At 62.6% G+C, this 22,777-nt stretch carries 19 protein-coding genes and 1 pseudogene; 13 read left to right on the top strand and 7 right to left on the bottom strand.

Annotated features, from left to right (window positions below; genetic code table 11):
- Positions 1-130: 130 nt before the first annotated feature.
- Complete coding sequence (gene rpoD, locus AC1DUB_RS09865) at positions 131-2,356, bottom strand: RNA polymerase sigma factor RpoD (protein ID WP_477729478.1); 2,226 nt, start codon at positions 2,354-2,356, stop codon at positions 131-133.
- On the opposite strand from rpoD, the gene AC1DUB_RS09870 reads away from it, so the two are divergent.
- Positions 2,268-2,795 carry a hypothetical protein gene (locus tag AC1DUB_RS09870; protein WP_477717457.1) on the top strand — a complete coding sequence of 176 codons (528 nt, stop codon included), beginning with the start codon at positions 2,268-2,270 and terminating at the stop codon, positions 2,793-2,795. The two genes, rpoD and AC1DUB_RS09870, sit on opposite strands and share 89 nt — an antisense overlap.
- A 109-nt stretch (positions 2,796-2,904) precedes the next feature.
- Here AC1DUB_RS09870 and dnaG read toward each other — a convergent pair whose 3' ends face one another.
- Both dnaG and AC1DUB_RS09880 read right to left on the bottom strand, forming a co-directional pair.
- Positions 2,905-4,887, bottom strand: coding sequence for a DNA primase (gene dnaG / locus AC1DUB_RS09875; RefSeq protein ID WP_477717456.1), 1,983 nt, complete (start codon positions 4,885-4,887; stop codon positions 2,905-2,907).
- Positions 4,888-5,077: 190 nt separating this feature from the next.
- A pseudogene (locus AC1DUB_RS09880) lies at positions 5,078-5,308 on the bottom strand (CHC2 zinc finger domain-containing protein); the annotation flags it as partial.
- Between the two features lie 129 nt (positions 5,309-5,437).
- On the opposite strand from AC1DUB_RS09880, the gene AC1DUB_RS09885 reads away from it, so the two are divergent.
- Positions 5,438-6,337, top strand: coding sequence for a YihY/virulence factor BrkB family protein (locus AC1DUB_RS09885; RefSeq protein ID WP_477717455.1), 900 nt, complete (start codon positions 5,438-5,440; stop codon positions 6,335-6,337).
- Positions 6,338-6,390: 53 nt separating this feature from the next.
- Here AC1DUB_RS09885 and AC1DUB_RS09890 read toward each other — a convergent pair whose 3' ends face one another.
- From AC1DUB_RS09890 to AC1DUB_RS09900, 3 genes are all read right to left on the bottom strand, one after another.
- Entirely contained in the window at positions 6,391-8,256 is a 1,866-nt protein-coding gene (locus AC1DUB_RS09890; protein ID WP_477729394.1) for a gamma-glutamyltransferase family protein, read from the bottom strand.
- A gap of 71 nt (positions 8,257-8,327) precedes the next feature.
- Positions 8,328-9,095, bottom strand: a complete 768-nt coding sequence (locus tag AC1DUB_RS09895; RefSeq protein WP_477717453.1) for a 3-hydroxyacyl-CoA dehydrogenase — start codon at positions 9,093-9,095, stop codon at positions 8,328-8,330.
- A 149-nt stretch (positions 9,096-9,244) separates the two neighbouring features.
- A complete protein-coding gene (locus tag AC1DUB_RS09900; RefSeq protein WP_477717452.1) occupies positions 9,245-10,315 on the bottom strand; it encodes an extracellular solute-binding protein in 1,071 nt (356 codons plus the stop codon).
- Positions 10,316-10,456: 141 nt separating this feature from the next.
- Here AC1DUB_RS09900 and AC1DUB_RS09905 point away from each other — a divergent pair, with 141 nt between their 5' ends.
- On the top strand, positions 10,457-11,356 hold the full coding sequence (locus AC1DUB_RS09905) for a patatin-like phospholipase family protein (RefSeq protein WP_477717451.1): 900 nt from the start codon (positions 10,457-10,459) through the stop codon (positions 11,354-11,356).
- 314 nt (positions 11,357-11,670) lie between these two features.
- Here the strand turns inward: AC1DUB_RS09905 and AC1DUB_RS09910 are convergent, their stop codons facing one another.
- Positions 11,671-12,213: a phasin family protein gene (locus AC1DUB_RS09910; RefSeq protein WP_477717450.1), complete on the bottom strand. Its 543-nt coding sequence runs from the start codon at positions 12,211-12,213 to the stop codon at positions 11,671-11,673.
- A 309-nt stretch (positions 12,214-12,522) separates the two neighbouring features.
- Between AC1DUB_RS09910 and AC1DUB_RS09915 the strand changes: the two genes are divergently transcribed.
- The 10 genes from AC1DUB_RS09915 to AC1DUB_RS09960 all read left to right on the top strand — a co-directional run bounded on the left by AC1DUB_RS09915 (position 12,523) and on the right by AC1DUB_RS09960 (position 22,773).
- Positions 12,523-13,473, top strand: a complete 951-nt coding sequence (locus AC1DUB_RS09915; protein WP_477717449.1) for a histone deacetylase family protein — start codon at positions 12,523-12,525, stop codon at positions 13,471-13,473.
- Positions 13,474-13,631: 158 nt separating this feature from the next.
- Complete coding sequence (locus AC1DUB_RS09920; protein ID WP_477717448.1) at positions 13,632-14,075, top strand: acyl-CoA thioesterase; 444 nt, start codon at positions 13,632-13,634, stop codon at positions 14,073-14,075.
- 50 nt (positions 14,076-14,125) lie between these two features.
- The gene (locus tag AC1DUB_RS09925; RefSeq protein WP_477717528.1) at positions 14,126-14,848 is read left to right on the top strand and encodes a nitroreductase; all 723 of its coding nucleotides are present in this window, start codon (positions 14,126-14,128) and stop codon (positions 14,846-14,848) included.
- Between the two features lie 201 nt (positions 14,849-15,049).
- The gene (locus AC1DUB_RS09930) at positions 15,050-16,927 is read left to right on the top strand and encodes an ABC transporter permease (protein WP_477717447.1); all 1,878 of its coding nucleotides are present in this window, start codon (positions 15,050-15,052) and stop codon (positions 16,925-16,927) included.
- Complete coding sequence (locus tag AC1DUB_RS09935; protein ID WP_477717446.1) at positions 16,927-17,709, top strand: ABC transporter ATP-binding protein; 783 nt, start codon at positions 16,927-16,929, stop codon at positions 17,707-17,709. The genes AC1DUB_RS09930 and AC1DUB_RS09935 overlap by 1 nt, the downstream gene beginning before the upstream one ends.
- Before the next feature lie 94 nt (positions 17,710-17,803).
- A complete protein-coding gene (locus AC1DUB_RS09940; RefSeq protein WP_477729479.1) occupies positions 17,804-18,442 on the top strand; it encodes an ABC transporter ATP-binding protein in 639 nt (212 codons plus the stop codon).
- Positions 18,443-18,549: 107 nt separating this feature from the next.
- Complete coding sequence (locus tag AC1DUB_RS09945) at positions 18,550-18,903, top strand: FKBP-type peptidyl-prolyl cis-trans isomerase (RefSeq protein ID WP_477729395.1); 354 nt, start codon at positions 18,550-18,552, stop codon at positions 18,901-18,903.
- Positions 18,904-18,951: 48 nt separating this feature from the next.
- Positions 18,952-20,139, top strand: coding sequence for a nicotinate phosphoribosyltransferase (pncB, locus tag AC1DUB_RS09950; protein WP_477729396.1), 1,188 nt, complete (start codon positions 18,952-18,954; stop codon positions 20,137-20,139).
- Positions 20,140-20,317: 178 nt separating this feature from the next.
- Positions 20,318-21,727 (top strand): sodium:proton antiporter, encoded by a 1,410-nt coding sequence (locus AC1DUB_RS09955; protein ID WP_477729397.1) that lies wholly within the window; start codon positions 20,318-20,320, stop codon positions 21,725-21,727.
- Positions 21,728-21,786: 59 nt separating this feature from the next.
- Positions 21,787-22,773 carry a 2-hydroxyacid dehydrogenase gene (locus tag AC1DUB_RS09960; RefSeq protein WP_477729398.1) on the top strand — a complete coding sequence of 329 codons (987 nt, stop codon included), beginning with the start codon at positions 21,787-21,789 and terminating at the stop codon, positions 22,771-22,773.
- The last annotated feature ends 4 nt before the right edge of the window (positions 22,774-22,777 follow it).

Genomic DNA, 22,777 nt, shown 5'->3' on the forward strand with positions numbered 1-22,777 from the left:
GCTACGGTTTTGATAGCCGCTTGCGCCCATCGTGAAAGGGCTGGAGGCTGAAGGCTTGTAATTCCCCATGAAAAAAGCCGCAGCCCGTTAAAACGGAGTGCGGCTTTTGTTTTGGCGCGTTCGATGCGTTTTAAAGCGTGTCGATAAAGCTGCGCAGCTTGTCGCTGCGGCTCGGGTGCTTGAGCTTGCGCAGGGCCTTGGCTTCGATCTGGCGGATGCGCTCGCGCGTCACGTCAAATTGCTTGCCGACTTCTTCCAGCGTGTGGTCGGTCGACATCTCGATGCCGAAACGCATGCGCAGCACCTTGGCTTCGCGCGGTGTCAGGCTGTCGAGGATGTCTTTCACCACATCGCGCAGGCCGGCCTGCATCGCGGCTTCCAGCGGTGCGGTGTTGGCGCTGTCTTCGATGAAGTCGCCCAGGTGCGAATCGTCATCGTCACCGATCGGCGTTTCCATGGAGATCGGCTCCTTGGCGATCTTCATGATCTTGCGGATCTTGTCTTCAGGAATCTCCATCTTCGCGGCCAGGATGCTGGCGTCGGGCTCAAAGCCGAACTCTTGCAGGTGCTGGCGCGACAGGCGGTTCATCTTGTTGATGGTCTCGATCATGTGCACCGGGATGCGGATGGTGCGGGCCTGGTCCGCGATCGAGCGCGTGATGGCCTGGCGAATCCACCAGGTGGCGTAGGTCGAGAATTTGTAGCCGCGGCGGTACTCAAACTTGTCCACGGCTTTCATCAAACCGATGTTGCCCTCCTGGATCAGATCCAGGAACTGCAGGCCACGGTTGGTGTATTTTTTGGCAATCGAGATCACCAGGCGCAAATTGGCCTCGATCATCTCTTTCTTCGCATCGCGCGAGTTGGACTCGCCTTCGTTCATGCGCTTGTTGATGTCCTTGAGCTGGCCCAGGGGCACCACCACGCGGGCCTGCAATTCGGCCAGCTTGGTCTGCAGTTCCTGAATCGGCGGAATATTGCGCGCCATCACGACAGACCAAGGTTTGCCCGAGGCGACCTGTTTTTCAACCCACTTGAGGTTGAGCAGGTTGGGCGGGAAATCCTTGATAAAGGTTTCCTGCGGCATACCGCACTTCTCGACGATGATGCGGCGCAGCTCGCGCTCTTTCTTGCGTACGTCCAGCACCTGGCCGCGCAGCATGTCGCAGAGCTTTTCAATGGTCTTGGCGGTAAAACGCACGGTCATCAGCTCGTCGCTCAGGGCCTTTTGCGCCTTCACATAAGCCGGCGTGCCGTAGCCTTCCTTGTCGTAGGTCTTGTGCACCTTCTCGAACAGGCTGGCGATTTTGTCAAAGCGGCTGAGGGCTTCTTTTTTGAGCTCTTCGAGTTTCTTGGTCAGGGCCTTGGAGCCGCCCTTGCCATCGTCGTCGTCTTCTTCGTCGAACTCGTCAAAGTCCTCTTCGGCCACATAGTCGTCGGCTTCGTTGGGGTTGGAGAAACCGTCAACCACCGTCGAGATCACGATCTTGCCTTCGCGGATTTCCTCGCCCAGCCGCATGATTTCCGCGATGGTGGCAGGGCTCTCCGAGATGGCTTCCATCATGCGCATGAGGCCGCCCTCGATGCGCTTGGCAATCTCGATCTCGCCTTCACGGGTCAGCAGCTCGACCGTGCCCATTTCACGCATGTACATGCGCACAGGGTCGGTCGTGCGGCCGAATTCGCTGTCCACGGTGGACAGGGCGGCTTCGGCTTCTTCTTCGGCTTCTTCTTCCGTGGCCACGGTCGGGCCGGTGTTGTTCAGCAGCAGGGTTTCGGCGTCCGGCGCCTGCTCGTACACGGCCACGCCCATGTCATTGAGCATGTTGACGACGACTTCCAGCGTCTCGGCGTCGACCAGCTTGTCAGGCAGGTGGTCGGAAATTTCGCCGTGCGTGAGGTAGCCGCGGGTCTTGCCGAGCTTGATCAGGGTTTTCAGGCGCATGCGGCGCTTGAGCATGTCTTCTTCCGACAGCACCGTCTCGTCCAGGCCGAATTCCTTCATCAAGGCACGTTCTTTGGCCTTGCTGATTTTCATGCGCAGCGGCTTGACCTTTTCGGTGGTCTCCGCGACGGGCTCGCCGACCAGATCGTCTTCAATGTCGGACAGGTCGAGGTCTTCTCCCACCTTGGCTGCGCCCGCGTTCTTGGGCTTGCGGCCGCGCTTGGCGCCGGTGCTTGCAGGTGCGCTATCGGCTGCTGCGGGGTTTTTCGGCGGGCGACCGGGCTTTTTCTTCACGGGCACGTCGGCAACGGCTGCAACAGGCTTGGATTCGGGGCTGGACTTTGTCGGCACGGCAGGGACTTTCTTCAGGGACGTATCAGGTTTCGCGGATTTCAGGGGCGTTTTGCTCACCGGGGCATTCGGGGTACTGGCTTTAGCAGATATGGCGGGTTTTCCGGGTTTTTCAACCTTGACGCTCTGGGGGGCATGCCTTGCGGCCGGTTTGGCAGCGGGTTTCGCTGTCGTTTTGGCTGTCGGCATCACGGCAGCTTTGGACTGCGTGGTTTGCGGCTTTTTTGGCTTCTTGGACTTGCCGGACGTGGCACTAGGCATGAGACCTCCAGATGGCGGGATTGTTATGAAATATCTATCAGCTACCAGTCAACAAAAATGCGCCGCGCGCCTGACCGCAGTCAAAGCACAGGTGGCAAAAATTCAGAGTCAAAAAAAGAAGATTGAAAAACAGGCCAGCCGGGGACCGGAGCACGCGGCTGGTTGCGTTTTCAGGCAAGTTGTTTGGGCGAACATTTGGTGTGCAGTCCTTGCGGGAAGGTGGCCGTCTCGTGTCTGAGTTCCCTTGGTTGAAGGGGGCCGGTGCCGGAGGTGTTGCTGTCGCGCTTGCCGTCGAAAGTCGGATTATACCCTGATGCCTGTTTTTTGGGCAATAAAAACCTGTTTTTTCAGCTTTTTTTGAGGTTGGCTTCCAGCAGTTCCTGGTAGCGCTGTCGGGCTGCAGGATCTTTCGTGACCAGCGGCACCAGCTCGTCCATTTCGCGCTGGCGTTCGAGCCTGACAAGCTGATCCAGGATGCTTCTGACCTCATCCCAGTCGCATTCGATACCTTCCGGTATTTGCGCGATTTGCGCGATGGCGTGCTTTTCGTGGGGGTGGTCACGCAGGCCTTCGCGCAGCGCGGCCCAGGGTTGCGGGCCGTGCTCGTGAAGCTGGCTTTCCAGCCACACAAACAGCGGCCCGTGCGGCGCCGGCAACGCCAGCAGCAGGTGATGCTCTTCGGTGCTGAGCTGGTCCCAGCTCTGCGGCTCGGTCAGCAGCAGCCGCAGGACGCGGTCTTCACGGCTGGCCGGCAGGATGCGGCCCGCTACGCGGCGTGGCGCCCGGCTGGCGCCGCCCGACGACCGCCCGGCGCGCTGCGCTGACATGGCGGGCGGCGGGAAATACGGCTCGGAAGAGGCATAGTCGGCCTCCTCGCGCAGGTCCGGTACGTAGCCTGCATAGTCGGGGACGTCGTGGCTTTTGCCGGAATCCGAGGGCAAATCCGGTCTATGGTCTTTATTGGGCGGGCGCTTGCTGCTATTGTTTTTATAGCTGTTTTTGTAACCTGCGGAGGCGGGCTGCCAAAGCTGCAGCAACTCGCGGCTGTCAATCATCACCTGGTCGGCGATTTCGGCCAGCAGCTGGCGCTTCAGGGCGCCGTCGGGCAACAGGCTCCACAGCGGGCGGGCGTTGCTGGCCATGTGGGCGCGGCCTTCCGCCGTGTCCAGGTCGCAGCCGTCGGCAGCGGCTTCGAGCAGGAAGCGGCTCAGCGGGACGGCCTTGCTGACGTAAGCCGCAAAACCTTCCTTGCCGTGTTCGCGGATGTAGCTGTCCGGGTCGTGCTCGGTTGGCAGGAACAGGAATTTGACAGTGCGTACGTCAGTGGCAAAGGGCAGGGCCGCGTCCAGCGCCTTGCGCGCGGCGCGGCGACCGGCGCCGTCACCATCGAAGCTGAAGACGACCGAGTCGGTGAAGCGAAACAGCTTTTGCACATGGTCGGCGGTACAGGCCGTGCCCAGGGTGGCCACGGCATTGGCAAAACCCAGCTGGGCCAGTGCGACCACGTCCATGTAACCTTCGGTGACCAGTGCGTAACCGTGCTCGCGCAGGGCCGTGCGGGCTTCAAAGAGACCATAAAGCTCGCGCCCCTTGCTGAACACCGGGGTTTCGGGTGAGTTCAGGTATTTGGGCTTTTCGTCACCCAGCACGCGGCCGCCAAAGCCAATGCATTCGCCCTTGACGTTGCGGATGGGAAACATGACCCGGTCGCGGAAGCGGTCATAGCGCTTGGCTTCACCGCCCGCGTTTGCCTCGCCCGCCTCGCCGGTGATCACCAGGCCGCTTTCCACCAGCAGCGGGTCGTTGTAGTCGGGAAATACGCTGGCCAGGCTGCGCCAGCCCTCCGGTGCGTAACCGAGCCCAAAAGTCCTGGCGATCTCGCCCGACAGGCCGCGGCCCTTGAAGTACGCGATGGCCCGCTCGGAGCCGCGCAGGTGCTTGATGTAGGCCATGGCGGCTTTTTCCAGCACGCTGGTCAGGGTGGCCTGCTGTTCGCGCATCTGTGCCGCCTTGGCCCTGTCCTGGGGCGACACGTCATCTTCGGGCACCTGCAGGCCGTATTGCTGGGCCAGGTCCTTCACGGCTTCGATGAAGCTCATGCCGGCATGCTCCATCAGGAAGCTGATGACATTGCCGTTTTTGCCGCAGCCGAAGCAGTGGTAGAACTGCTTGGACGGGCTGACGCTGAAGGAGGGCGACTTTTCCCCGTGAAACGGGCACAGGCCCATGAAATTGGCGCCGCCCTTTTTCAGCTGGACGTGGCGACCCACAATGTCCACCACGTCAGCCCGCGCGAGCAGCTCCTGGAGGAATGATTGGGGAATGGCCATGGGACGATTGTAGGGAATGGCCCCACGCTCCGCCGCTGCGCGGGTCGCTGCCCCCCGAGGGGGCCGTCTTTTCCTTGGGGCGGCCCGGCGGAAGAGTGATCCCAGGGCCGCCCGAGGCTCAATCCCCCATCACCACGCCTTCGCGGCGCGGGTCGGCGCCGCCCAGCCACACCGGCGTGCCATGGGCCTGGCCGCCGTGTTCCGTCAGGAATTTGATGGCATTGCCACTCGCGCCGTAGCCGAAGCAGTGGTAGAACTATTTGGTCGGGCTGACTGAAAACGAAGGTGATTTTTCGCCGTGAAAGGGGCACAGCCCCATGAAATTGGCGCCGCCTTTCTTGAGCTGCACATGGCGGCCAACAATATACACGATGTCGGCGCGAGCCAACAGCTCCTGGATGAATGATGAGGGAATGGCCATGGGTCGAAAAAAGTGAACACCAATTTAAACATAGGTGTGGGGATGCGATGCACGACAGGCCGGCGGGTAAGGCCGGCCGCGCATAATGAACTCAACCACTTATTCGCCCTGCGCACTGTGGGGCATCTCATGATGACTCTTGGACCGCAGGCCGCCTATGTGCTCAGCCATCCCGGCGCCTTTGCGCTGCGGACACTCAAGGGTTTTCGTGCCAATCAGGGTCTGCTGCTGGCCGGCGCCGTGGCTTATTACGCCCTGCTGTCGATTGTTCCGCTGCTCATCCTCATGGCGATTGCGCTGTCGCATGTGATTGAGCAGTCGGCACTGCTGGAAGCGCTGGGCCGTTACATCGGCTGGATCGCGCCGGGACAGTCCGAATTCATTGTCGGCGAACTGGCCAATTTTCTGGCGCATCGCGAAGTCATGGGTTGGCTTTTGCTGGGCACCATGCTGTTTTTCAGTTCACTGGCGTTCACCGTGCTTGAAAACGCCATGTCGGTGATCTTCTTGCACCGCGTGGCCATTCGTCGGCGCCATTTTCTGGTTTCTGCCGTGCTGCCCTACTGTTACATCCTGTGCCTGGGGCTGGGCCTGCTGCTGGTGACGCTGGTCTCGGGCAGTTTGCAGGTCCTGGGTGAAAAAAGTCTGGAATTTCTGGGTTACAGCTGGTCGCTCGACGGATTCTCGGGCGTGCTGCTGTACCTGCTCGGCTTGGGCGGCGAGATACTTCTGCTGACATCGGTGTACATGGTGATGCCGGTGGGCAAGCCGTCACTGCGCCACGCGCTGATTGGCGGGGTCACGGCTGCGCTGCTTTGGGAAGTGACGCGCCATGCCTTGGTCTGGTACTTTGGCACGCTGTCGCAAGTGGGTCTGGTGTATGGCTCACTGACCACCGCCATCGTGGTTTTGCTGAGCCTGGAAATCGCCGCCACGCTGTTGTTGCTGGGCGCGCAGGTCATTTCCGAATATGAGCGCATCGGCACAGTCGGGCAAAACGCCCCGCCTGTACCGATGCGGACGGGTTAGGGCCCTAGTCCGCAAGTCGCCGCTTCAGCCGCGACCGCGACAGCCTCGCCCGCTCAATCCCCCATCACCACGCCTTCGCGGCGCGGGTCGGCGCCACCCAGCCACACCGGCGTGCCATGGGCCTGGCCGCGCGCGATGGCCTGCAGGCCGCTGGTCATGTTCATTTCGCGCACCTCGGCGCCGCGTGCCCTCAAGGCCTCAACGGTGGCGGGTGCGAAACGCTTTTCTTCCAGCAGGCTGGGGCCATTGAGCGAGCCAAAGTTGGGCAGGTCAATCGCCTGCTGCGGCAGCAGGCCCCAGTGCAGTACGCCGTACAGCGTTTTGGYCGTGTAGTGAATGATCAGCGCGCCGCCCGGGCTGCCGCCACTCATCACCAACTGGCCGGTGGCTTTGTCAAACACCAGCGTCGGTGCCATCGACGAGCGGGGGCGCTTGCCGGCCTGCACGCGGTTGGCCACCGGTTTGCCTTCGGCATCCGTCGGGGCAAAGCTGAAGTCGGTCAGTTCATTGTTCAGCAAAAAGCCACCCGCCTTGCCGGTGCCGCCATCGGTCATCAGGCGCGCGCCAAACGCGTCTTCAATCGTCGTGGTCATGGCAATCGCATTGCCATAGCCGTCAACGATGCTGATGTGCGAGGTGCCGTACTCGGGCTGATCGGGCATGGGCGCGTAGGCGGTTGTGATCGCACCCGGCACGCCCGGTTTGGCTGTCTTCATGCTCTGGCCGCCCGCTTGCTGCTGGATCAGTTTGGCGCGTTCGCTCAGGTAGGTCGGGGCCAGCAGGCTCATCCAGCTGCCGCCGGGGGGCTGCACAAAATCGGGGTCACCGAGGTACTGACCACGGTCGGCAAAGGCCAGGCGCGCGGCCTCGGTGTAAAGGTGCAACCAGTCGGCCGACGGCGTGGGCGCCACCGTGCCAGGCACACCGCCCATGCCACTGGCCAGTGGCAGCGTAGCGGCGTTGGTGTTGCCCAAAATCCCGAGAATCTGCCCCACGGCGATGGCACCGGAACTCGGTGGCGGCATGCCGCAGAGGCGATAGGTCTTGCCGGCAGCGCTGTAGTCCGAGCAGATCGGGTCGCGCTTTTTGGCCTGGTAGCCGGCCAGGTCGCTCAAGGCCAGTTTGCCGGGGTTGGTCGGGTGGCTCTGCACCTTGCTCACGATGGCCTGCGCGACCGGGCCTTGCAGCAGCGCGCTGGAGCCCTTGCCGGCGATCTGCCGCAGCACATCGGCGAATGCCGGGTTGCGCAAGGTGGAACCCACATCCACCGGGCTGCCATCAGGTTTGTAGAAGTAAGCTGCCGCAACCGGATCGTTCTTCAGGTATTTTTCATCCTTGAGCAAGGTGTTCAGGCGCGCGCTGACCTTGAAACCGCCTTCGGCCAGCTGGATGGCGGGCACAAAGAGCTGGGCCCAGGGCAGCTTGCCGTACTGCTTGTGCGCCATCTCCAGCATACGCACCGTACCGGGTGTGCCGACCGAACGGCCACCGACCACGCCCTCATAAAACTGCATCGGCTTGCCGTCGGCGCCGAGAAAGAGCTTTTCGTCCACCGCCGCAGGCGCGGTCTCGCGGCCATCAAACGCCTCGACCTTGCTGCCACTGGAGTGCAGCAAAAACGCGCCGCCGCCAATACCGCTGGACTGCGGCTCCACCAGACTCAGCACCATTTGCACCGCAATGGCCGCATCGATCGCCGAGCCGCCGGCTTTCAGGACCTGGTAACCGGCGTCGGTGGCCAGCGGGTTAGCCGCGGCCACCGCAAATTTGCTGGTGGCCCAGCCGGGTTTTTGGGTGTAACCCGATGAACCTTCAGGCTGTGCCGGGACGGTGTAGCTGAACTGGCTGGAGGGGCTGGGAGTACTGGCACAAGCCGCAAGCAGGGCGGCAAGCGCGACGGAGGTCAACAGGCGTTTCATGCATTCTCCTCTGGGTTTTTGATGAGCTGCCATGTTACGCCTGCCGGGCCGTCTGCCCGCGATGTCCGACCTCAGCGGGGCGCCAGCCGGATCGCCCCGTCGAGGCGGATCACCTCGCCGTTGAGCATGTCGTTTTCGATAATGTGCTTGGCCAGTCGGGCGTAGTCCTGAGGGGTTCCCAGGCGCGAAGGGAAGGGCACGCCGGCGGCCAGCGAGTCCTGCACCTCCTGCGGCATGCTGAACAGCATGGGCGTGCCGAAGATGCCGGGGGCAATCGTCATGTTGCGGATGCCGTTGCGTGCCAGGTCGCGGGCAATCGGCAAGGTCATGCCGACGATGCCGCCCTTGGACGCGCTGTACGCTGCCTGGCCAATCTGCCCGTCATAGGCCGCGACCGAGGCGGTGGAAATCAGCACGCCGCGCTCACCGGTCGCTTCTGGCTCGTTCTTGCACATCGCGTCGGCCGCCAGCCGGATCATGTTGAAGCTGCCGATCAGGTTGACGGTGACGGTCTTGCTGAACAGGGCCAGGCCGTGCGCGCCATTTTTGCCCACGGTTTTTTCGGCAGGCGCGATGCCGGCGCAATTGACCAGGCCCATCAGCTTGCCCATGGATACGGCCTTGGCCACCACGGCCTGGCCGTCGGCTTCCTGGCTGACGTCGCAGGGCACAAAGGCGGCTTTGCCTTCCCCGAGTTCTTTGGCAATCGCCTCGCCCTTGTCGGCCTGCATGTCGGCAATCACCACCTTGGCGCCGTTGGCGACCAGCATGCGTGCCGTTCCTTCGCCCAGACCTGACGCGCCGCCGGTGACGATAAATACTTTGCCTGCGATATCCATGGCTTGTTCCTTGAAATAAAAGAATGGAAAAAAGAGAAGGGAAAACGTTGACGTTGACGTAAACGTCAATTATGGCCCATGAAAAAAGCCCGGTCACCAAAAAGATGACCGGGCTTTGCCGGGTAACTGCGCCCTGGGGCTTGCCTAGCTTACTTGTAGCCTACGCGATCAAGCATCTGCTGCACCTTCAGCTGGTTGCCGCCCACGGCGCTGATGGGAATGGTTTCCGACTTGAAGTTGCCGCCCGTCATGGCTTGCAGCGCCGGGTTGCTGACTTTCACGCTGGCCACGGCGGGCCATTCGTTGTTGCCGTTGGCAAAGTAGTTTTGCGCATCGGCGCTGGCCATGTATTCCATGAACTTGATGGCGTTGGCAGTGTTCTTTGCATTTTTGGCAACGGCTGCGCCCGCAATGTTCACGTGCGTGCCCCAGCTGTCCTGGTTGGGAAACACCACGCCGACGCGGTCGGCCACCACTTTGTCTTCAGGTGCGCTGGAGCGCATGATGCGCGCCAGGTAATAGGTGTTGGTCAGCGCAATGCCGCACTCGCCGCTGGCCACCGCCTTGATCTGGTCGCTGTCGCCGCCCTTGGGGTCGCGTGCCATGTTGGCCACCAGGCCCTTGAGCCAGGCCTCCGCTTTGGCCTCGCCCAGGTGCTCGGTCACGGCGCCAAACAGCGAGAGGTTGTAGGGGTGTGAACCCGAGCGGGTGCACAGCAGGCCCTTGTTTTTCGGGTCGGCCAGCTCTTCGTAGGTGTCCACGTCTGCTTTCTTGACCTTCAGCTTGTCATACACCACCACGCGCGCGCGGGTGGAGAAACCGAACCAGGTCGTGCCTTCGGCCGTTTCCTTGGCGCGCAGCTTGGCCGGAATGGCGGCTTCCAGCGCGGGGGACTTGATGGGCTTGAACAGGCCGTCCACGTCGCCTTTCCAGAGGCGGGCAGCGTCAACCAGCAAAATCACGTCGGCGGGGGAGGCCGTGCCTTCAGCCTTCAGGCGCGCCAGAATGCCCGCATCATCGGCATCCACACGGTTGACCTTGATACCGGTGGCCTTGGTGAAGTTGGTGTACAGCGCTTCATCGGTCTGGTAGTGGCGTGCAGAATACAGATTGACGACCTGTTCCTGGGCACTGGTCTGGGCATTGACACTGGCTGCGGCGCCAAAGAAGGCTGCGGCGGCCAGCGCAAGGCAGGCCAGTGAAGGAGCTTTTTTGAGCATGTTGGGAAAATCCTGAAAGGTTGGAACGGAGTGAGTGTAATACAAACGCGAATTATTCTCAATTGCCTTGGCTTCGGACGCAAGGCTCGCGGCAGCGCTGCTTCAGGTCCACGGGGGTGGAGGAGTGGGCCTGGCTGGCGCATGGCGCTGGCTTGGGGCATGGTGCTGCTGGCCGGTTGTGCAGCGCCACCCGGACCGCCGGGCCGGGCGCCCGCGCCACCCGCACCAGCGGCTGAGGTCGTGACCAAAAAGCCCCTGAAAATCGGCCTGGCGCTGGGCGGAGGCGCGGCGCGGGGATTTGCCCATGTGGGGGTGATTGCGGTGCTTGAAGAAGCCGGGCTCAAGCCCCACTACGTGGTCGGAACCTCGGCCGGCAGCCTGGTGGCTGCGCTTTATGCCAGCGGCAAAACCAGTGCCCAGTTGCAACAGACCGCCTTGAACATGCAGGAGGTCGCCATCACCGACTGGATGCTGCCGATTGTGGGGCGGGGCATGTTTCGCGGCGAGGCCCTGGCGCGCCATGTCAATGAGTTGCTGGCGGGCCGTCTGATTGAAGACATGCCCGTTCCGCTGGGTATTGTGGCCACCGACCTGAACAGCGGTCAGGCCGTGCTGTTCCAGCGCGGAGACACCGGCACGGCGGTACGGGCATCGAGCGCTGTCCCGGCGGTCTTTGTGCCCGTCAGGATCAATGGCCGTGAATATGTTGATGGCGGCCTGGTGTCGCCGGTGCCGGTGCGTTTTGCCCGGCAGATGGGTGCCGACGTGGTGATTGCGGTTGATATTTCCAGCCCGCCGGAGGCCAACCCGGCCGGCGATACGCTGCAGATCCTGCTGCAGACCTTTGCCATCATGGGTAAAAGCATCAACCACTACGAACTGAAGGACGCTGATGTGGTGGTGCGGCCTTCGCTGGCCGGCCTGAAGAGCGCCGACTTTTCAGCCCGGCAACGCGCCATCGATTCGGGCCGGGCCGCCATGCTCGCGGCGCTGCCTGCGCTGCGGGCCAAGCTGGAGGCCGGGGTGGTGCCGGCGCATTGAGGAAGGCTGCTTATTGAGCTTATTGAGCTTGTCGCGAGTGGCCGGGTGACCCTTGCGGCCGCAGGAGGCGGTTGCAGGAGGCGGTTACGGGAGACAGTTTCAAGCCCGTTGGAACAAAAAAAAAGCCCCGTCTTTCGACAGGGCTTCAAGGGGTCCGTGAACTGAATTTCTGAAAGGACCCGAGGAGACAACTGGTTGGAAGTGCTGCTTGGTCAAAAGGCCAAACAGGTTTTCGGTAGCAGGCTCCGTGAGAGTGGGCGTTTGCGCTGCGAAGTGTTTAGCCCCGCAGCGCAACATGCGCCGGTCTCGACGAATTAACGCTTTTTGGAGACAGTCTTGGAAGCGTTCACGGCAGAGGTAGCCACCGTGTTGAAGTTGGCTTCAGCGATGTCGCTGGCTTGTTTGACGGCTTTTTGCACGGACTCAAACGCGTTGTTGGCAGCAGCCACGGCGCTTTTCATCACGGCCACAGCGGTCTCGGAGCCAGCAGGTGCGTTCTTGGCGGCGTTGTCAACGATGCCAACAAATTTCTTCTGTGCGTCGGCAGCCTGGCCTTCAAAAGTCTTGCTCAGTTCAGCGCCAGCGGCAGAAGCGATGTCATAGAGGTGGCGGCTGTAAGCGGCGGTTTTCTCGGCCAGGGGCTGAACCAGGCCAGCTTGCAGGGCCAGCAGTTCCTGTGCGTCTTTGGCACCGAGGACGGCTTGCGTGTGGTTGGCGGTTTCAGCCAGGGCAGCCTTGGTGGCTTGCACGTTCAGTTCGACCAGTTTCTCAACGCCTTCGAAGGCTTTGTGGGTCAGACCAAACAGGGTTTCGATGTTTGCTTTGTGGGATGCCAGGATCTGTTCAGCGGTCAACATAAATTAATCTCCAATAAGGTTGATGAGGGACGGTAGTTGCTTTGCGCTGAATTGCTGCACTGCAACATAGGCTCAATTATAGGGAGCGGCCGCACGATGGCAAGCATTTTTTGCTGCAGTGCACCATTTTTTTAGGGGCAATGCCCTAGTTTGGGCTTTTCCCATATCCATGGGTCTCATGCTCCGTGGGCCTCATGCCGGGGGCCTTTCACGCGCTCGCGCGCTTCAGGCCACAATGGCAACTCGGCGCTGTGCGCTCGACGACGCAGCAACGGTTTTTTTTGCGCTCCTCTCTGGCCTACTCCCATCTTGCAAGCTTTCTACGCCGACAACTTCGTGCTGCCGCTGCCGCCCGGGCATCGGTTTCCCATGGGCAAATACAAGTTGTTGCGGGACCGTCTCATCCATGAGTTGCCCCGTGTGCAAATGATGCAGGCGCCGGCCGCCAGCGACGGCGAACTCGCCCTGGTGCATACGCCTGCCTACATAGAGGCCATCACCCATGGCACCTTGCCGTCGCCAGCCCAGCGCGAGATCGGATTTCCGTGGAGCCCCGGGATGGCCGAACGGGCACGCCGCTCGGCCGGAGCCACGGTGGCTGCGGCGCGGGTTGCGCTGGGGCTGGGCGCAGATACCCAGCGGCAGGGCATTGCCGCCAATATGGCAGGCGGCACGCACCATGCCTATGCGCACAAGGGCAGTGGTTTTTGCGTGTTCAATGACTCGGCGGTGACGGCCCGGCTGATGCAGGCAGAGTGGGGCCGCCGGAATCGCTCTGAGCGCAAGCCCTTGCGGGTGGCCGTGATTGATCTGGACGTGCACCAGGGCAACGGTACCGCCCACATCTTTGCCAACGATCCCAGTGTTTTCACGCTGTCATTGCACGGCCAGAAGAATTTTCCGTTCCGCAAGGAGGCGAGCGACCTGGATGTGGAGCTGCCCGATGGTTGCACTGACGCGCCGTATCTGCATGCGCTCGAGCATGCGCTCGACGAACTCGATCGGCGCTTTGAGCCCGGCCTCGTGGTGTTTCTGGCCGGTGCCGATCCATTTGAGGGTGACCGGCTGGGGCGTCTGGCGCTGAGCTTTGATGGGCTGGAAGCCCGCGACCGCCGCGTCTTTGACTGGGCCTGGCAGCGCCGCATTCCCCTGACCTTTTCAATGGCAGGCGGCTATGGCGTGAACATTGATGAAACCGTGCAGGTGCAGATGAACACCTACCGCGTGGCGCTCGAGTACTGGGCCAAATGGAATCCCTGATCAATCCCCTGAAAGGTCAACCGGGGCGGCAATATCAAGTGAGGTCTTCACCAGCAGGGGCCGCGGAACCGGCTCAGCCGGGCCGCAGGCGCAGCGCCCCCTCGGGGGGCAGCGAACCACACGAAGTGGGGAGCGTGGGGGCTGGCAAAATAACCCTCATGACGTCCCCGATGCGCCCCCAGGCAGAACTCCGCAGTGCATACAAAGCTTTTCGCGACATCGGCACGCGCTGGTCGGACAACGATCTGTATGGCCATGTCAACAACGTCATTTACTACAGCTGGTTTGACACGGCCGTCAACGGCTTGCTGATTGAACGCGGCGCCCTGGACATCCATGCGGGCAGCGTGATTGGCCTGGTGGTTGAGACCCAGTGCAATTACTTCGCCCCTCTCGCGTTTCCCGAGCCGGTGGTGGCGGGCATTCGGGTGGCCCACCTGGGCGCGTCCAGTGTGCGCTACGAAGTGGCGCTGTTCCCGCAGGATGATGCGCAGGCCTGTGCGGCCAAAGGCCATTTCATCCATGTGTATGTCGACCGTGCCACGCGCCGCCCGGTACCCTTGCCCCCTCAATTACTCTGCGTACTGGAGACCCTCAAGTGAAGCAAGCTGTTTTTCCTTCCCCTCCTGTTGTGGCCGGCGACTTTGCCGCAATCGACGCCTCCGGTAGCGTGTTTGCCCATCCCGTCAACGCGGTGGACCACGCCATCGAAAGCCGCCAGTCGATGCGCGACTTCCTGCCGACGCCGGTGCCCCGCGCCACCATCGAGCACCTGCTGGAGATCGCCAGCCGCGCGCCCTCGGGCACCAATACCCAGCCGTGGAAAGTCTATGTGCTGCAGGGCGCCGCCCGCAACACGCTGGTGGACAAGGTCTGCCGCGCCCATGATGCCCTGCGGGCCAATCCTGAACTGGCCGCCGAGTACAAGGAGGAATACGACTATTACCCCGAAAAATGGGTGTCGCCCTACATCGACCGGCGCCGTGAAAACGGCTGGGGCCTGTACGGGCTGCTGGGCATCACCAAAGGCGACAAGGACAGGATGCATGCGCAGCACCAGCGCAACTTCCGGTTTTTTGATGCACCGGTGGGCCTGATGTTCACGCTGGACCGCGTGATGGGGCGCGGCTCGCTGCTGGACTATGGCGCCTTCCTGCAAAGCCTCATGGTGGCCGCGCGCGGCCATGGCCTGCACACCTGCCCGCAGGCGGCGTGGAACGGCTTTGCCAAAATCATCCTGCCGCACATCGGCGCGGGGGCTGACGAGATGCTGGTCTGCGGTATGTCGCTGGGTTATGCGGACGAGGCGGCGCTGGTCAATACCTTCCGCACGCCGCGGGTAGCGGCTTCTGAATTCACGACCTGGCTTGATTAGTGGCCCCCACGCTTGTCGCTTCGCGTACTGCGCTGCCCCCCGAGGGGGCCGCTGCGCCTGCGGCCCGGCAAAGCCGGTTCCGCGGCCCCGGCTTGATCTGGATTGAAGCCCACGCTTGCTCACGGCGTGTAGCTATCGAGGCCTTGCAGGCCGCGGCTTGCGAGACGCTTCGCCTCCTATGTGCTCCAGAGAAGTGATCGCGTGACGGTTTCCGTGGTCCAGCTGCTGGGCGGGCTGTCGTACGCGACCACGCTGTTCCTGATGGCGGCGGGCCTGACGTTGATTTTCGGCGTCACGCGCATCGTCAATTTTGCGCATGGCAGTTTCTTCATGCTGGGTGCGCTGTTCACGGCGCACTGGGTCACCGAGTGGTTTCCCGCCTGGGGAGACAGTGCGCCGCTTTATCTGCTGGCCATTCTTTTGGGCGCCGCCTGCGCCGGACTGGTAGGCGCTCTGGCCGATTTCCTTCTTCTGCGGCGGATGAGCGGGGCACCGGAGTTGTACCAGCTGGTTGCCACGTTCGGCCTGACGCTGGCGCTGCATGACGCCATGCAGTGGGGCTTTGGCCCCGACGAGGTGTTTGCGCCGCGCTTTCCGGGGCTGAAAGGCTCACTGCAGATCGGCGAAGAGTTCTTTCCGGTGTACCAGCTCGTGATGATTGCGTTGGGCCCCCTGGTGTGGCTGGGCCTGCACCTGCTGCTGCGTCACTCGCTGTTTGGCCGGCGCCTGCGCGCCGCCACGCAAGACCGCGCCATGCTGGCGGCGCTCGGTGTCAATCCCAAACCGCTGATGCTGGGTGCGGTGGTCCTCGGCTGCACGCTGGCGGGTCTGGGCGGGGCCTTGCAGTTGCCCCGTGAACCGGCGCACCTGCAAATGGACATGAACGTGATTGTGGAGACCTTTGTCGTGGTCGTCACGGGCGGCCTGGGCAGCATAGGGGGTGCGTTTGTGGCGGCCTTGCTGATCGGCCTCGTGCATGCCCTGGGCATCGCCGTGCTTCCGCAGGCCACGCTGGTCATCGTCTTTTTGACCATGGCGGCGGTGCTGGTGCTCCGGCCCCAGGGGCTCAATGGTCTGTCGGTGGCTTCGCTGGAGGGCGTGCGCGAGCCGGCGCAGCGGTTTCGCGGCCTGGGTCTGGGGCGCTTCTGGACCGGCGCCATTGTCGCGGTGGTGGCGCTGCTGTCGGGCCTGGCCTGGCTGGGTGGGCCTTACTGGCAAACGCTGGCCGCCGATGCCTTGATCCTCACGATTTTTGGCATCAGTTTGCAGTCGATGATGGCGCTTGGCGGCCTGGTCAGCTTTGGCCATGCCGCTTTTTTTGCACTGGGCGGCTATGGTGCGGCCCTGTCGCACAGCCTGTGGGGTGCATCGCTGCCGGTTGCCCTGGCGACGGGTTGCGTTGCGGCCCTGGTGGTCGCCGCCGTGTTTGGCGCTGCGGTGGTGCGCAGCGCCGGGGTGTACCTGGCCATGCTGTCGCTGGCGCTGGCACAGGTGATCTGGGCCGGGGCCACCCAGTGGGTCAGCCTCACCGGAGGCGACAACGGCCTGATCGGGCTGGCCCTGGTGGAAGAGGAGGGCCGGCCGCTGTTTTTCGCGCTGCTGGTGGTGCTGGCGCTGGCTTGCGTGTTGGCGCTGCGCCTGCTGAGCCGGTCGGTCATGGGGGCGGCGCTGCAAGCTGTGCGCGACGCGCCCGCGCGGGCGGCCGCTTCCGGCTTGCCCGTGGGCTGGCTCAAGTACCGCGTCTTTCTGGAGAGTGCGGTGCTGGCAGGCCTTGCCGGCGGCCTGTTTGCCGCGCACAAGGGCGCGGTGTTTCCCTCCATCGCCGCGGTGGCTACCTCGGTGGATGCCTTGCTGGTGGTTTTGCTCGGCGGCGTTCACCAGCTTTGGGGCGCCGTGGTGGGCAGCGCCGTGCTGAGCTACGCCAGCGCCGAACTGGGCCGTGAAGTGACGTACTGGCGCGGGTTGTTGGGTGTCTTCATCATGCTGGTGATGGTGGCCTCACCGTCGGGTTTGCTGGGTCTGCTGGGCAGCCGTACCCGCCCCCGCCCCGCCGACCGTGCAACAGGGAGGGCGGGCTGATGCTGCAGGTTCAGCAACTGGTCAAGCACTTTGACGGTATCCGGGCGGTCGATGGCGTGAGCTTTCAGGTCTCGGCAGGCGAGTGCGTGGCGCTGATCGGGCCCAACGGGGCCGGCAAGTCGACCTGCTTTGCCTGCATTGCAGGCCAATATCCGCTCACCGGCGGCCACATCATGTGGAACGGCCAGGCGCTGGATCGGCTGGCGCCTGCTGCCCGTCTGGCGCGCGGCGTGGCACGCACCTTTCAGGTCGCGCAGGTTTTCGAAGCCCTCACGGCGCTGCAAAATGTGCAGCTGGCGGCGCAGGCGGGTCAAGCGGGTCAAGTGGGTCAAGTGGGTAAAGGGGGGCACGCGATTTCCGCGTTCAAGCGCCTGGATGGGCAGTCCCGCGAGGCGTCGCAGGCGCTGCTGGCGCAGACCGGCCTAGGGGCGCTGGCCGATGCGCCGGTGCTGAGCCTGCCTTATGGCGCCAAAAAGCGGCTGGAACTGGCTGTGGCGCTGGCTGCACGCCCACGGCTGCTGCTGCTTGACGAACCTGCCGCCGGCCTGGCCGAGGAAGAGCGGGCGGGCCTGATGCATCTGGTCAAAAGTCTGGCGGCTCAAGCCGGGCAGGGGATGGCCGTGCTCTACACGGAGCACAACATGGATGCGGTGGCAGGTGTGGCCGACCGGGTGCTGGTGCTGATAGAGGGGCGGCTGGCGGCGCAGGGTTCATTTGAGGAGATCTCCCGCGACAGCACGGTGCGCAGGCGCTATCTGGGTGAGGGTGCTGCTCATGCCTGAGGTGCGCACGGATGTTCCTGCTGACGTGTCGCTTGGCTTGCAAATTGGCGTGCAAACGGGGCAGGCAGACGTGCAAATGGACATGGACGTGCAAATGGACGTGGAGGGGCTCAATGCCTTTTATGGCCCTGCGCAGGCGCTGTTCGGCATTTCGCTGCAGGTCCGGCAGGGGGAATTTGTCGTGCTGCAGGGCCTGAATGGGGCCGGCAAGTCGACGCTGCTGAAAGCCTTGATGGGGCTGGAGGTGCGCACCGAGGGCCGCATCAGTTACCAGACGGAAGCGGGCCGCGCCGACATTGGGCGCTGGGAGACATACCGGCGGGCGCGCGCAGGCCTGGGCTATGTGGCCGAGGACCGGCGGCTTTTCACCGGCCTCACGGTCCGCGAGAATCTGGCGGTGGCCGCAGGCCGGGACGCGGCGGCGCATGAGGCCAGGGCGCTCGATTTGTTTCCGGTGCTCAAGACCATGCTGAAGCGGCCCGCAGCCCACATGAGCGGTGGCGAGCAGCAGATGCTGGCCATTGCCCGCACGCTCATGACCGGGCCGCGAATCCTGCTGCTCGATGAGCCTTGCGAAGGCATTGCGCCGGTGCTGGTGGAGTCCATCCGCGATGCCTTGCTGGCCCTCAAGTCAAACGGCATGCCCATGCTGGTGGTGGAGCAAAACCAGCTGCTGGCCGCCAGCGCCGACAGGGTGCTTCGGCTGGTTGCGGGTAAAGTCAGGGGTTCGTGAAAATACGCCTGTGCTCTTCCATGGGGTTTTCTTTTTTTCGGGATTTTTTGGCTGTTTCCCCTCTTTTTTCTCCTCATTTTTTTCCTCATTTTCAAAAGGACATCGATATGACTATCACTACCACTTCATCAGGACTGCAATATGAAGACACCGTGCTGGGCACCGGTGCCATTGCCAAGGCGGGGCAGCATGTCAAGGTGCATTACACCGGCTGGCTCTACAACGGCGGCGTGCAGGGCGCCAAGTTCGACTCCAGCAAGGACCGCGGCCAGCCTTTCGAGTTCTCGCTCGGTGCGGGTCAGGTCATCCGCGGCTGGGACGAGGGCGTGCAGGGCATGTCCGTGGGGGGCACGCGCCGCCTGATCATTCCGGCAGACCTGGGCTATGGTGCGCGCGGCGCCGGCGGGGTGATTCCACCCAACGCCACCCTGCTCTTTGAAGTGGACCTGCTGGGCACCTGACCACCCCCACCCCCCGCTTCCATCCCGTCACGCGGCAAAGCCTTCACCATGATCATCACCAGCCTGCTCGACACCGACCTGTACAAGTTCACCATGATGCAGGTGGTGTTGCACCAGTTTCCCGGTGCCGAGGTGGAGTACCGGTTCAAGTGCCGCAATGCCGGCGCGCCCGGCATTGGCGACCTTGCACCGTATGTGAACGAGATTCGCGAAGAAGTCCGCGGGCTGTGCAGTTTGCGCTTTCAGGATGCCGAACTGGCCTACCTGAAAGCCATGCGTTTTATCAAGAGCGACTTTGTCGATTTTCTCGGCATCTTCCGCCTCAACGAGAAATACGTGAGTGTGATGGCCCTGCCGTCCGGCGAGATCGAGGTGTCCATCAAGGGCCCGTGGCTGCACACCATCCTGTTTGAAATTCCGGTGCTGGCCATCATCAACGAGGTCTACTTTCGCAATACGCAAAAGCAGCCCGACCTGGCGGAAGGCCGCAAACGCCTGGACACCAAGATACTGGAGTTGCAGGCAGATGGCCTGCGCGAGCTCAAGATCGCCGATTACGGCACGCGCCGGCGTTTCGGCAAGGTCTGGCACGAGGAGGTGTTGCGCACGCTGGTGACCCGCCTGGGCACGGGCATGTCGGGCCAGCTTGCGGGGAGCAGCAATGTGCTGTTTGCCATGAAGCTGGGCCTGACGCCCCTGGGCACCATGGCGCACGAGTACCTGCAGGCGTGCCAGGCACTCGGGCCGCGGCTGCGGGACAGCCAGGTCTTCGGTTTTGAATCATGGGCCCGGGAGTACCGGGGCGACCTGGGGATTGCGCTGTCGGACGTGTACGGCATGAGTGCCTTTCTGCGCGATTTCGACATGTACTTCTGCAAGCTGTTTGACGGTGCCCGCCATGACAGCGGCGACCCGTTCGAGTGGGGCGAGCGCATGCTCGCGCACTACGTCAAAAACCGCGTCGATCCCAGAACCAAGACGCTGATCTTCAGCGACGCGCTCACCGTGCCGCGCACCATTGAGCTGTACCAGCAGTTCAGGGGGCGCTGCCAGCTGGCTTTCGGCATAGGCACCAACCTGACCAACGACCTTGGCTACGAGCCGCTGCAGATCGTCATCAAGATGATCCGCTGCAATGGCCAGCCAGTGGCCAAGCTGTCGGATACGCCCTCCAAAAACATGTGCGAGGACGAAAAGTACCTGGCCTATCTGCGCCAGGTCTTCGAGATTGCCTGATGCCGGTATCCGGCGTTTCGCCAGGCGCAATGGCTACCTGGCGAGCGCCTGCCTTTGCCCGCTGGCCAGCGAGCGCGGGGGCCATGCCAGCCACGAAAGCTCTGGTGAGAAGTTGAGAAGTTGAGAAGTTGAGAAGTTGAGAAGTTGAACAAATGAATAAAAGAATGAGGAGACAACAATGAGAGTTTTGCGCTGGTGTGCTGCCCTGGCCCTGCTGTGCTGTTTGCCCGGGCTGGCATTGGCCTCCGAGATTGACGGTACCAGGCTGCCCTGGATATGGGCGATACCCTTTGTGGGCATTTTGCTGTCGATTGCCGTGATGCCGCTCGTGCTTCCTGCTTTTTGGCATCACCATTTCGGCAAGGTTTCAGCGGCCTGGACGCTGGCATTTTTTCTGCCGTTTGCCGCGGTCTTCGGGCTGGCTTTGGCAGGCAGCAGTTTTGTGCATGCGCTGCTGGCCGAATAMATTCCCTTCATCGTCTTGCTGACCGCGCTGTATACCGTGTCCGGCGGCATTTTCATTCGGGGCAACCTGCATGGAAGCCCGGGCCTCAACACCGCGATTCTGGCAATCGGCACCCTGCTGGCCAGCCTGATGGGAACCACCGGCGCGTCCATGTTGATGATCCGCCCGCTGATTCGGGCCAATGACAACCGCGTTCACAAGGCGCATGTGGTGGTGTTCTTCATTTTCCTGGTGTCGAACGCCGGCGGCTCGCTGACGCCGCTGGGAGATCCGCCCCTGTTTCTCGGTTTTCTGAAGGGCGTCGATTTCTTCTGGACCGTCAGCCACATCTTTCCGGAAACGCTGTTCCTGGCGGGCAGCCTGCTAGGCATTTTTTACTTGCTGGACCGCTGGTACTACAGCAAGGAGGGGGTGCTGCCGGTCGATCCCACGCCCGACACCCGTGCCATCGGCTTTGACGGCGCGCCGAACTTCGGCTTGCTGGCCGCCATCGTGGCGCTGGTGCTTCTCAGCGGCTTCTGGAAGTCCTCCGTGGTGTTCAATGTCCTGGGCACCGAGGTGGGGCTGCCGGGCCTGCTGCGCGACGCCGGCCTCGTGGTGGTGACCTTGATATCCCTGCGCATCACGCCGGCCAGCGTCCATGAGGACAACCAGTTTTCATGGGGGCCGATGCAGGAGGTTGCCAAGCTGTTTGCCGGCATCTTTTTGACCATCATTCCGGTCATCGCCATGCTCAAGGCGGGCATCCATGGTCCGTTCAGCGCAATCATCTCGGCCGTGACCCGGCCCGATGGCCAGCCTGATCCGGCCATGTACTTCTGGGCTACTGGGGCGCTGAGTTCTTTCCTGGACAATGCGCCGACCTATCTGGTGTTCTTCAACACGGCGGGCGGCGATCCCCAAGCGCTGATGACCGCGATGGCTCCTACGCTGGCGGCCATTTCGGCCGGCGCGGTGTTCATGGGTGCCAACTCCTACATTGGCAATGCGCCCAACCTGATGGTCAAGGCCGTGGCAGAAGACCGCGGCGTGCGGATGCCCGGCTTTTTTGGGTACATGGCCTGGTCGGGCGCGGTGCTGATTCCGCTGTTCATCATCATGACCTTTATCTGGTTCAGGTAAACCATTTCAATTCAAGCCAACCATTCAACCGTTCAAGCAAAGAAAGTCGAGATATTCTCATGAGCAAACCCAAAATTCTGGTCGCACGAGCCGTCTTTCCCGAGGTGATCGCCCGCCTGGAGCAGCACTTCGAGGTGCAGGCCAACCAGGACGATCAAACCTGGTCCAAGGCTGAACTCACCGAACGCCTGCGTGACAAGGACGGCGCCTTCACCACCGGCGGTGACCGCATTGACGCAGAGGTTCTTGCCGCTTGCCCCCGGCTCAAAATCTGCGCCAACATGGCTGTGGGTTATAACAATTTCGATGTCGACGCCATGACCGCGGCCAAGGTGCTGGCCACCAATGCGCCCGATGTCCTGACGGAAACCACGGCGGACTTCGGCTTTGCGTTGCTGATGGCCACCGCCCGCCGCATCACCGAGAGCGAACACTACCTGCGGGCCGGCAAATGGACCAAGTGGAGCTACGACATGTTTGCCGGCTCCGACATTCACGGCGCCACACTCGGCATTCTGGGCATGGGCCGCATCGGGCAGGGCATCGCCAAACGTGGCGCGCTCGGGTTTGGCATGAAGGTGATTTACCACAACCGCTCGCGCCTGGAGGCCGCACTGGAAGCGGAGTGCCAGGCCAGCTATGTGAGCAAGGAAGAGCTGCTCAAGACCGCCGACCACCTGGTGCTGGTGCTGCCATACTCGCCAGCCTCCCATCACACCATAGGCGCGGCCGAGCTGGCCCTGATGAAACCGACGGCCACGCTGATCAACATTGCGCGCGGCGGCATTGTGGATGACGCCGCCCTGGCCGCTGCCTTGCGTGACAGGCGCATCGCCGCTGCCGGCCTGGATGTGTTTGAAGGCGAGCCCAAGGTGCATCCTGACCTGTTGACCGTGCCCAATGTGGTGCTGACGCCCCACATCGCCAGCGCCACCGTGCCCACACGACTGGCGATGGCCAACCTGGCGGCGGACAACCTGATTGCTTTTTTCGAAGGAAAGAAGCCCCTGACTCCGCTGAATCCTGCGGTGTTGACTGTCCAATAAATAG

This window comes from Polaromonas sp. P4_F9 (assembly GCF_056401235.1).

Excerpts from the sequence above, each read along its gene's own strand:
- dnaG (WP_477717456.1), bottom strand. The coding sequence starts at position 4,887 with ATGGCCATTCCCCAATCATTCCTCCAGGAGCTGCTCGCGCGGGCTGAC.
- AC1DUB_RS09885 (WP_477717455.1), top strand. The coding sequence starts at position 5,438 with ATGATGACTCTTGGACCGCAGGCCGCCTATGTGCTCAGCCATCCCGGC.
- AC1DUB_RS09895 (WP_477717453.1), bottom strand. The coding sequence starts at position 9,095 with ATGGATATCGCAGGCAAAGTATTTATCGTCACCGGCGGCGCGTCAGGT.
- AC1DUB_RS09900 (WP_477717452.1), bottom strand. The coding sequence starts at position 10,315 with ATGCTCAAAAAAGCTCCTTCACTGGCCTGCCTTGCGCTGGCCGCCGCA.
- AC1DUB_RS09905 (WP_477717451.1), top strand. The coding sequence starts at position 10,457 with ATGGCGCTGGCTTGGGGCATGGTGCTGCTGGCCGGTTGTGCAGCGCCA.
- AC1DUB_RS09910 (WP_477717450.1), bottom strand. The coding sequence starts at position 12,213 with ATGTTGACCGCTGAACAGATCCTGGCATCCCACAAAGCAAACATCGAA.
- AC1DUB_RS09920 (WP_477717448.1), top strand. The coding sequence starts at position 13,632 with ATGACGTCCCCGATGCGCCCCCAGGCAGAACTCCGCAGTGCATACAAA.
- AC1DUB_RS09935 (WP_477717446.1), top strand. The coding sequence starts at position 16,927 with ATGCTGCAGGTTCAGCAACTGGTCAAGCACTTTGACGGTATCCGGGCG.
- AC1DUB_RS09940 (WP_477729479.1), top strand. The coding sequence starts at position 17,804 with ATGGACGTGGAGGGGCTCAATGCCTTTTATGGCCCTGCGCAGGCGCTG.
- AC1DUB_RS09945 (WP_477729395.1), top strand. The coding sequence starts at position 18,550 with ATGACTATCACTACCACTTCATCAGGACTGCAATATGAAGACACCGTG.
- pncB (WP_477729396.1), top strand. The coding sequence starts at position 18,952 with ATGATCATCACCAGCCTGCTCGACACCGACCTGTACAAGTTCACCATG.
- AC1DUB_RS09960 (WP_477729398.1), top strand. The coding sequence starts at position 21,787 with ATGAGCAAACCCAAAATTCTGGTCGCACGAGCCGTCTTTCCCGAGGTG.